This window comes from Thiocystis minor, assembly GCF_016653465.1.
GTDB classification, from domain to species: domain Bacteria; phylum Pseudomonadota; class Gammaproteobacteria; order Chromatiales; family Chromatiaceae; genus Chromatium; species Chromatium minus.
Window position 1 is genome coordinate 35770 of the sequence record NZ_NHSQ01000030.1, and the last position, 8502, is coordinate 44271.

The window sequence follows — 8502 nt, forward strand, 5'->3', positions numbered from 1 at the left end:
CAATCGCGTATAAATCCGGTGGGCTCAGTCTATACTAGATCCCAGGTCAATCAACCGGATCCGACCCTACTCATGGCACGTCTACCTCGCTTCGTTCTGCCCGGCTATCCACAGCATGTCATTCAACGCGGCAACAACCGACAGCAAATCCTATTCGAGGAGGAAGACTATTGGTTTCTCTGGGAGAAAATCGGGATCGCCGCGGAAAAATTTCAGTGCGACATCCATGCCTATGTCCTGATGCCGAACCACTTCCATCTGTTGCTCACGCCCCGTCTGGAAAACGGGATCGGCAAGCTGATGCAGTATGTCGGCCGCTATTATGTGCAGTATTTCAACGACCGTTACGAACGCACCGGCACGCTCTGGGAGGGGCGTTATCGCGCCACCCTGCTGGATCCCAAGACCTATCTGCTCCCGGTTTGTCACTATGTGGAAGCCAATCCGGTGCGCGCGGGTTTGGTCGAGCAGACCTCCGACTATGCGTGGTCGAGCTATGGGGCCAATGCGGCGGGGAACGAGGATCCCCTGATCACGCCTCATCCGGAGTACGAGCGTCTAGGGCGAAGCGCCAAGGCGCGCCAGGCCAGCTATGCCCAGACGGCCGCATCCCCGCTCGACGACAACCTGTTGAAAGAGATTCGCGACGCGACCAACAAGGCATGGCTCCTGGGCAATCCCGACTTTTGCCAGGCCATCGAGAGCCTGCTGAATCGTCGCGCCCTACCGCGACCGCGCGGCGGCGACCGCCGCTCCGCCGCGTATCGGCGTCATGCCGGAATGGAATGAGTCGGACGCGAATGAACATGACGCGAGGCGAGGTCTATACGCCCCGCGAGGCGGATGAATTCCTCACCGCCGAAGGCTGTTTTATCCTGGAATCCTGGAACCGGGAGGACGATCCCGCGGTCTCCATCGCCCGTGCCCGGGTCGCGCCCCAGGTCACGACCCGGCTCCATCGGCTCGCGGGCATCGTCGAGCGTTATCTGATCCTGAGCGGAGAGGGTCTGGTCGAGGTCGAAGGCATGGCATCCAGGCGGGTGCGCGCGGGCGACCTGGTCCACATCCCCGCCGGGCTGGGACAGCGGATCGGCAACCGCGGCGACACCGACCTGATCTTTCTCGCGATCTGCACGCCGCGTTTTACGCCCCATGCCTACCAGGATATCGATCCCGAGCCTTTGCCCGATTCGCCGACCTGAAAATCGTTTCGTCACTTTTTCATGGCATGCTGACCCAATCGAGGCCATCCATCGTGATAAACTGACCGCGAGCGCTTCCCCATGCAGGACGAGTTCGACCTACCGCCCGAGACCCGCGACGCCGTTTCCCGGATTTTCCATCTCTACGACCCACCCTTGTGGCTGGTGACGGCTGGTGATGGCCACCGTCGGAGCGGCATGATCGCCACCTCCGCCACCCGCGCCTCCATCGTCGCCGAGTGGCCGCGGATGCTGATCGCCATCGCCAAACAGCATGACACCTGGAGTCGGATCGAGACGACCGGACGCTTCGCGCTCCATCTGCTCCGCCACGATGATCTGGACACGGTCTGGCGCTTCGGACTCGCCAGCGGTCACCGAGTCGACAAATTCGCGGATCTGGTGCTGCCTGACACGCCCGGCGGCAATCCGCTCTATCCGGGCGCCCTGTCCTGGCTGGATTGTCGGGTCGAACAGCAGATGGGCAGCGGCGACCGCAGCATCTATCTGGCTGGGATCACGGGTGGCGCACTCTTGCAGCAGGCTCCCGTCCTGACCGTCGCAACCCTGCTGCGCGACGCGCCCCCCGAGCGCAAAGCCGCGCTCGACCGGCTCTATATCCAGGATCAGGCGATCGATCACGCCGCCATCCTTGCCTGGCGGCGCTCACACCAACGTCTTTGATCCTTTTGAACCATCCGTCGCCCGCCAGGGCGCGCTCAACCCTGGCGGACGACACGGCCGACTTTCCCCTTCCCTTTACCTTCCGAGAATGAATCATGCAACTGCCTGACCACAAAACAAAAATCGTCGCGACCATCGGTCCCGCGTCGGACACCCTAGAGGTACTGACGCAATTGATCGAGGCTGGAATGAATGTGGCCCGATTGAACTTTTCGCATGGCGACCCAGCCTATCATGGCGCGGTGATCGCCCGGATTCGCGAGGCCGCCAAGGTCGCGAACCGCCGCGTCGCCATCATGGGCGACCTCCCAGGCCCCAAGATGCGCATCGGCGATCTGGCCGAGGAACCGATCGAACTGCAACGCGACGATCCCCTCATCCTGACCACCGACGAGATCCTTGGGGACAAACACCGCATCGGCATCAGCTTTCCGGACCTGCTCGACGCCGTGCAACCGGGCGACCGGCTCTATCTCAACGACGGCTTCATCCTGCTCAAGGTCGTGGAGGTCAAGGGGACGGACATCCATTGCAACGTCCGCGTCGGCGGCGAACTCCGCTCCCGCAAGGGGCTGAACCTGCCCGGCATCAATCTTGGCATCACCGCCTTCACCGAGAACGATCACGACTGGCTGCGCTTTGCCGCCGAGCACCGGTTGGACGCGGTCAGTCAGTCCTTTGTCGCCACCGCCGACGACATCCTGGCCGTGCGTCGGGCCGCCGAGGCCATGAACTATGCGCCCTTCATCATCGCCAAGATCGAACGCGCCGACGCGCTGGACAACCTGAAGGCCATCCTGACCGCCGCCGACGGCATCATGGTCGCGCGCGGCGATTTGGGCGTCGAGATCCCGATCGAGCGGATCGCCGTGGTCCAGAAGCAGATCACCGAACTGGCCAATCATTTCGGCAAACCCGTGATCACCGCCACCCAGATGCTGGAATCCATGGTCATTTACCGGCGCCCGACCCGCGCCGAGGCCACCGACGTCGCCAACGCCATCCTCGGCGGCACCGACTGCGTCATGCTCTCCGCCGAATCGGCGATGGGCCGCTACCCGGTGGACGCCGTCGCCATGCTCGCCGGCATTGCCACTCAGGTCGAACCCGAGCGCAGCAAACAGCCCTTCGTACGTGCCATGGACGGCTTCAATGGCGGCGAACGCATGCGCGCGGTCGACCTGGTTGCCGCCAGCGTCTATCACACCATCAACAACAGCGCACCCCGCGCCGTGATCGTCCCCACCCAATCTGGCAGCACCCCGCGCAACGTCGCGCGGTTCCGTCCGCCGGTCTGGATTCTCGCCTTCAGCCCGAATCCAGCCACCTGCCAATCGCTACAATTTTCCTATGGCATCCATGCGATTCAAGTGGAGGCGGACCGCCCGGACTGGTCCCGGTTCGCCCGCCACTGGCTTGGCGAGCGCGGCATCGACAGCGGCCTGGTTCTGCTGACCCAGGGACCGACAGCCGAGAACCCCTGTGGAAACTATCGTATGGAGATCCTGGAGTTAGGTCTTGATGCGGGTAAAATCTGCGACTGACGGGAGATCATCGATGGTCTGCGCATCTTGACCTCTCAGTGCTCTCCCCGTATGATCGCACGTCTTAAAGGGCGCATAGCTCAGCGGGAGAGCACTGCCTTCACACGGCAGGGGTCCGTGGTTCGATCCCACGTGCGCCCACCAATATTCTCGATTTGAATCAGCCGCTTAACAGCGGCTTTTTCTTGCCTGCCTCAAGCGATCTCGGGCCTGTGTGCAAATCAGTGTGCAAATGCGTTCCCGAGCCGTTTTGCTCCTATCGGTCGAGAATGGCGATCGCATCCGCCAAATCACTCGGTCGCAAATGGGCGTAGACGCGAGCCGTGATCGCAACATCGCTATGTCGAAGTAACTCCGACACCCGCTCGATCCCAACACCCGCTTGAACGAGCCAACTTCCACACGTCCGACGCAGGTCGTGCGGATGCACATCCACTAGATCGGCATCCCTAACGCAAGCGGTAAATCCCTTTTTGACGCTCGCGATCCGTTCACCCTGACGATCACAAAACACCCACGGCGACGCCGGACAATATTCCGCTATGAATCGCGCGCGTGCCAGGATCGCTTTCCGAGCCTCCCGGTTTAGCGGGACGTGTCCTAGCTTCCCATTTTTCTGGTCTCCGGTCTCAAAGGTGATTGAGCCACCTTTGAGATCGACCCGCCGCCACGCTAACCCTAGCATTTCCCCCGGTCGCATCCCTGAGTACAACCCGAGTCGAATGAAGTCGAGCAGCCACGGCGAGCGCATCAGTCGTGTTGGCTGGGCGGCGGCCTTCAGGAGTCGCACGGCTTCCTCGCGCGTGAGCCAGCGGTTACGCCCGGCTGGCTCCTTCTGTCGGCGGGTTCCCCAGGGGTTCGAGATGTCCCACTCCAGTTCACGCTTCGCCCAATTACTGGCGGCGCTCATCAATCCCAGTTCTTTGTTGATTGTCCCTGGCGCAATCCCCGCCGTTCGACGGCGGGCAATATAGGCGCGGACATCGACCGCACCGATCTCGGACAAGCGTCGCCCCGTGAAAATCGGAAACAAGGCTTTCGCGCTCCACTGGTCACGTTCCGGCGCACGCTTGGCTGGAGTCACTTGGTCGAGGTAGAGCAACAGCAGATCGTCGAACGTGCTGCCCTCGCCCGTGCGTTCGATCTGCTTCTCGGCCATCCAACCGGCACGGATCGCGGCGGCTTTCAGACCTTCGGGATCGTCGGCGACGGGAATCCCAGTACTGCGGCGAGTCGAACCCCCGACCCCGCTGGGGTAGACGGCCCACCAATACGGCGAGCGTGGCCGTTCGTAGATCCCTTCTTTCGGTCTGGTCTTGGTCTTACGTCGTGGCATGTGCTGTCTCCAGGCACCACCACCCCAAGAGCAATAGTACTCCCGGACACTTGGCGGTCGACATAGGCTGTGATATCGGCGGCACTAAGGCGCACGGATCGCCCGATGCGCACCGGCGCGAGTTCGCCCGCGTCGATCAGGCGGCGCACGCTGCGCGCGCTGATCGCCAGCGTTTTGGCGGCCCCTTCAAGCGTTAAAAGCAGCGTTACGGTCATTCGGCGTCCTCCAGACGCAACCTGCCCGTGCGCGTCGGGATCAAGCGTTGCGCTCGCGTGGCGATAACGGTGTCCAGCAGCGCTTGCACCGTGCGCGTCCCGAGCAAGGCGCCGCGTGTGCGCATCAAGGCATCCGGTCGATACCCCCACGCTCTAAGCAGGCGATCCGCATCGCTTGGTGTCCCCAAGCGCGCCAAGACACGCCGTAAAAATTCGCGATGGGTTAAAAAGCGTTCGGAACGCGACATTGCCGCCGTCATGGCGAGCCGGATTTCGTCCATCTTCTCGGCGGAGGGGACGCGCGACATCGGTTCGTTGTCGATTGGCATCGTTGATCTCCTTCAATGCACCGACGATCCCAGACGCCGCGCACGCGGCCGGTCGCTTGCCGCCGTCGCGAGGTGCGCCTCGATGCGCGCCAGCAATGTCGGAAACGACTCGGCGAAATACAGCGGCGCGGTTTCGCGGGGCGCTTGCGGACTGGTCTCGTTGCGACCATAGGCCAGACCGTCCAGGGTGAGGCTCTTGAACGCCCGCACGGTGCCCTTGGCGCTTTTGCGCGTAAGAATTTCCAGCAGACCCAGGTCCAGCAAGGCTTGATTCGCGACGATCGTCGAGTGCGCGCTCCCGTGTTCCTTCAACAAATCCGTGAGCGCGCGCACCAGCGATTCGTCGACGAACTCCGGCAAAAACGAACTCGACACGCCCTTGGTCCGGCAGATGTCGGCCAACAGACGAATTTTCGAGGTCTCGGACAGGCGCAGATTCCGCATGGCGACTTCCGCCACCTGGAGCGTCAGATCCAGCGCGGGAAACGGACGCGGGCTGTCGGTCCACGCGGGGGCGGGTGCAGACGCGGGCGGACGGATCGGTACCGACGGCCCGGCGGCAGCCAGCGCCTGGCGCTCCATGGCGATGAAATAGCGCCGGGCTTCGCGGCCTTTGGCGTTGTTCTCGACCATGCTCAGTTCTTTGGCCATGTCGAGGGTGATGAGGTAATCCTTGCTGCGGCGGTCTCCACCTCGGCCTTTTTTGATGCCCCCGTTTCGGGGAACCAATGCAAAGTCTTGATTTTCAACGAATCCATATTTCACGATGCGCTCGTTGAGCCAGGTCGAAACGTCGCGACCGACGTCCAAGAAGGCATGTAAATCGGTCGCATGGCAGACCTGTCCAGCGACCCCGCCGATCTCCCCCGGAAACACCGCGACCAGCGGGGCGTCGTCCGCGCCCTCGCGATCCGTCACGCCCGCCGGCGCGATCGCCTGATTTGCGCCCGCCGCTGCGACGGCGGGTGTCGATTCCGGTCCGAGGTCGGGAATCCGCGCCACGGGCCGTGCGGTCAGCCGGGCGAATTCGCACTTGCGCCAAGCGTTCCAGAGGATCTCGTCGCAGTTTTTTTGAAAGGTGAGAAAATTGTCGCGGTTGTCCGTCGCGGCTTTCGCCTGGTAAGGCCGCAGACTGGTCAGCCAGCCGAACAGCTTGCGCAGGGGCAGACACACCGCCGCCGACGCCCCGTCGGCATCGGCGAGCGGAAGCGTCTGGGCGTGCCAGCGGGCATCCTTGAGGAGTTTTTCCTGCTGCACCGACCACACCAGCCCCATCGCCAGCACCAAGGGCTTCATCAGCACGAACGGCTGCCCCTCGACAGGCACCAAAAACAGCACGGAATGACGAAAGAGCACGGGGATCAGCGGGTACATAAGCCTCCTTGTCGAGCAGGATTCGGGGTGGACGCACGGCTGGCGCTCAGGCCGAGAGCGGCGCGCCTTGGATGTGAAGCTGGAGGCGGGCCATGTCGGTCCGCCAGGTGTCGGCATCGATCTGTGCCAGGTCTGTCGCGACCGCCATCCGGGTCGCACGGTCGTGCCACCAAGCGTCGCCATCCGCTGCCCGCGCGAAGCCACGCCAGTCCTCGCGCGTCCGTCGATGACGGGCTCACGGCGCGAGGACGCGCTCGCGCAACGCCGCCCGGTCGTTTGTCATGCCGAGACCTGCGCCGGTGTCAACACGTCTAAGAACGCCGCGTGCATCGCATCGAGCGACGCGACGGACTGACGCAACGGATCGCGCAAATCCTCGCACCGGGCAGGGTCGCGCATCGCTTGGCGGATCTGGAGTGCGCCTTCGATGGCGCTGATGTCGGTGTCCGCGACCCCTCGCTCATGGAGGGGGGCGGGGTCGCGCGGGGAAACGGCAGCCGACATGGACGGACTCGCAGGCGGAAGGACAACGAGCAACCAGAGTACCTTTCTGACAGTTAAACGGTCAATCGATAAAAAAGTTTGTCACTGATCATACAGTCTTAAAACCAACCCTCAGTCGTCCAGAAAGGTCCGCATCAAGACCAGGAGACGCCGTTCGGAAAACCGTCCCGCCAGCACGGCGGCAATCATCTCCCGGAGCGCCTCGCGGGTGTCCTCGGACAGTCCGTGGGTGTCGAGATACCACCGCCAATCCGCCTGCGTTTTCGGCCCCACGCCGGTTTTCAGCCACTCCGCATTGACGCCGAGCGCCTGGGCGATCTGGATCGCAAAGCGCGTATCGCGCCCCACGTCATTCTCGATCTGATGAATGGTCTGCTGCGCCGCCCCGACCGTCTTGGCCAGCGCGGCCTGGGTGATATTGAGCGTTCTGCGCTCGTGTTTCATGCGTTCGCCGAAAGTCGACATGGAAACTCCTGTGGTGAGCAAAAACACCGTTCACGTTTAAAAACGGTTCACACTTCCAGTTTACTACAACTGTTTAATCTTTTCTTCGGCCAAAAAAACCGTTGATGATCGACTTTTTATCACGTAATTTAAGACACGCCACGCAATCGCGGATCGCCCACGGTCGATCCGATCCGATCCGGACCGGCCCACTGGCCGAGGATTTTCGTCGAGATGGAGAGACCCCGATGACCGCGCAACACGAGACCGTCGCCCTGTCGCCCGGCTCGGGCCAGGTGGCGAACATTGCCGACACCCCGACCGCCGCACCCAGCCCGCACGCGACGCGACCGCGGTCCGCGGTGTTTCAGCCCGGCGCCGTCGTGGGCGGCGTCACGATTCTGGCCCGACTGCCCCACGGCTATCGCGTCCGCTATCGCTGCTGCGACAAGCTCGCCACGCTGTCGTCCTCGCAGCTCAAGGCGCGGCGCGCGCGCCCGGAAACGCAGTGCCATGCCTGCGCCGCGCAGGCGTCGATCCCGACGCGCACCTTCCGCCATAACGACGAACTGCCGGTCCACCCGCGCACGTTGGCCCCCAGTGCCGCGTTTCTGCTCGGCATTCAGGCCCGCGCGACCGCGATCGTGCGCCAGCGCCACGGCACCTAAATCCCCGCGCGCGCACCTCACCTTTCCAGGGGGGGCCGATGCCGACCGCCTTCACCCAGGTTTTCCCAAGCATGTCGGCGAATCCGTGACGCGGACCGTCAGTACGCTTGTCCATCCCGGCCTCGCCGAGGTCGAACGTCTTTCTCTGCACACAGGAATATCCATGCTTTCACGAGAGATTTTTATGCCGTCGCCGCGGACC

At 63.0% G+C, this 8502-nt stretch carries 11 protein-coding genes and 1 tRNA gene; 7 read left to right on the forward strand and 5 right to left on the reverse strand.

Features of this window, described 5'->3' with window-relative positions; genetic code table 11:
• Nucleotides 1-72: 72 nt before the first annotated feature.
• The 5 genes from CCR95_RS02140 (at nt 73) to CCR95_RS02160 (ending at nt 3574) form a co-directional block, all read left to right on the forward strand.
• Complete coding sequence (locus tag CCR95_RS02140; protein WP_201091437.1) at nt 73-789, forward strand: transposase; 717 nt, start codon at nt 73-75, stop codon at nt 787-789.
• A gap of 11 nt (nt 790-800) precedes the next feature.
• The gene (locus CCR95_RS02145) at nt 801-1202 is read left to right on the forward strand and encodes a cupin domain-containing protein (RefSeq protein ID WP_201091439.1); all 402 of its coding nucleotides are present in this window, start codon (nt 801-803) and stop codon (nt 1200-1202) included.
• An 81-nt stretch (nt 1203-1283) separates the two neighbouring features.
• Complete coding sequence (locus tag CCR95_RS02150) at nt 1284-1886, forward strand: flavin reductase family protein (RefSeq protein WP_201091442.1); 603 nt, start codon at nt 1284-1286, stop codon at nt 1884-1886.
• Between the two features lie 95 nt (nt 1887-1981).
• Nucleotides 1982-3430 (forward strand): pyruvate kinase, encoded by a 1449-nt coding sequence (gene pyk / locus CCR95_RS02155; protein ID WP_201091443.1) that lies wholly within the window; start codon nt 1982-1984, stop codon nt 3428-3430.
• Between the two features lie 69 nt (nt 3431-3499).
• Nucleotides 3500-3574, forward strand: a tRNA-Val gene (locus CCR95_RS02160).
• Between the two features lie 112 nt (nt 3575-3686).
• Here CCR95_RS02160 and CCR95_RS02165 read toward each other — a convergent pair.
• Genes CCR95_RS02165 through CCR95_RS02180 form a run of 4 tightly spaced genes read right to left on the reverse strand, consistent with a single transcriptional unit; the run spans nt 3687 to nt 6684 of the window.
• Nucleotides 3687-4589: a tyrosine-type recombinase/integrase gene (locus tag CCR95_RS02165; protein ID WP_201091456.1), complete on the reverse strand. Its 903-nt coding sequence runs from the start codon at nt 4587-4589 to the stop codon at nt 3687-3689.
• Nucleotides 4590-4615: 26 nt separating this feature from the next.
• Nucleotides 4616-4981: a helix-turn-helix domain-containing protein gene (locus tag CCR95_RS26240; protein WP_201091445.1), complete on the reverse strand. Its 366-nt coding sequence runs from the start codon at nt 4979-4981 to the stop codon at nt 4616-4618.
• Complete coding sequence (locus CCR95_RS02175) at nt 4978-5310, reverse strand: hypothetical protein (protein ID WP_201091447.1); 333 nt, start codon at nt 5308-5310, stop codon at nt 4978-4980. The genes CCR95_RS26240 and CCR95_RS02175 overlap by 4 nt, the downstream gene beginning before the upstream one ends.
• 12 nt (nt 5311-5322) lie before the next feature.
• Nucleotides 5323-6684, reverse strand: a complete 1362-nt coding sequence (locus CCR95_RS02180) for an antA/AntB antirepressor family protein (protein ID WP_201091449.1) — start codon at nt 6682-6684, stop codon at nt 5323-5325.
• A 67-nt stretch (nt 6685-6751) separates the two neighbouring features.
• Between CCR95_RS02180 and CCR95_RS02185 the strand changes: the two genes are divergently transcribed.
• The gene (locus tag CCR95_RS02185; protein WP_201091451.1) at nt 6752-7039 is read left to right on the forward strand and encodes a hypothetical protein; all 288 of its coding nucleotides are present in this window, start codon (nt 6752-6754) and stop codon (nt 7037-7039) included.
• 260 nt (nt 7040-7299) lie between these two features.
• Here CCR95_RS02185 and CCR95_RS02190 read toward each other — a convergent pair whose 3' ends face one another.
• Nucleotides 7300-7653: a helix-turn-helix domain-containing protein gene (locus tag CCR95_RS02190; protein WP_201091453.1), complete on the reverse strand. Its 354-nt coding sequence runs from the start codon at nt 7651-7653 to the stop codon at nt 7300-7302.
• Between the two features lie 227 nt (nt 7654-7880).
• On the opposite strand from CCR95_RS02190, the gene CCR95_RS02195 reads away from it, so the two are divergent.
• Complete coding sequence (locus tag CCR95_RS02195; protein ID WP_201091454.1) at nt 7881-8300, forward strand: hypothetical protein; 420 nt, start codon at nt 7881-7883, stop codon at nt 8298-8300.
• The last annotated feature ends 202 nt before the right edge of the window (nt 8301-8502 follow it).

What these genes read in the sequence shown, in the direction of transcription:
- CCR95_RS02140 (WP_201091437.1), top strand. Translation starts at nt 73, where the DNA reads ATGGCACGTCTACCTCGCTTCGTTCTGCCCGGCTATCCACAGCATGTC.
- CCR95_RS02145 (WP_201091439.1), top strand. Translation starts at nt 801, where the DNA reads ATGAACATGACGCGAGGCGAGGTCTATACGCCCCGCGAGGCGGATGAA.
- CCR95_RS02150 (WP_201091442.1), top strand. Translation starts at nt 1,284, where the DNA reads ATGCAGGACGAGTTCGACCTACCGCCCGAGACCCGCGACGCCGTTTCC.
- pyk (WP_201091443.1), top strand. Translation starts at nt 1,982, where the DNA reads ATGCAACTGCCTGACCACAAAACAAAAATCGTCGCGACCATCGGTCCC.
- CCR95_RS02165 (WP_201091456.1), bottom strand. Translation starts at nt 4,589, where the DNA reads ATGGCCGAGAAGCAGATCGAACGCACGGGCGAGGGCAGCACGTTCGAC.
- CCR95_RS26240 (WP_201091445.1), bottom strand. Translation starts at nt 4,981, where the DNA reads ATGACCGTAACGCTGCTTTTAACGCTTGAAGGGGCCGCCAAAACGCTG.
- CCR95_RS02175 (WP_201091447.1), bottom strand. Translation starts at nt 5,310, where the DNA reads ATGCCAATCGACAACGAACCGATGTCGCGCGTCCCCTCCGCCGAGAAG.
- CCR95_RS02180 (WP_201091449.1), bottom strand. Translation starts at nt 6,684, where the DNA reads ATGTACCCGCTGATCCCCGTGCTCTTTCGTCATTCCGTGCTGTTTTTG.
- CCR95_RS02190 (WP_201091453.1), bottom strand. Translation starts at nt 7,653, where the DNA reads ATGTCGACTTTCGGCGAACGCATGAAACACGAGCGCAGAACGCTCAAT.
- CCR95_RS02195 (WP_201091454.1), top strand. Translation starts at nt 7,881, where the DNA reads ATGACCGCGCAACACGAGACCGTCGCCCTGTCGCCCGGCTCGGGCCAG.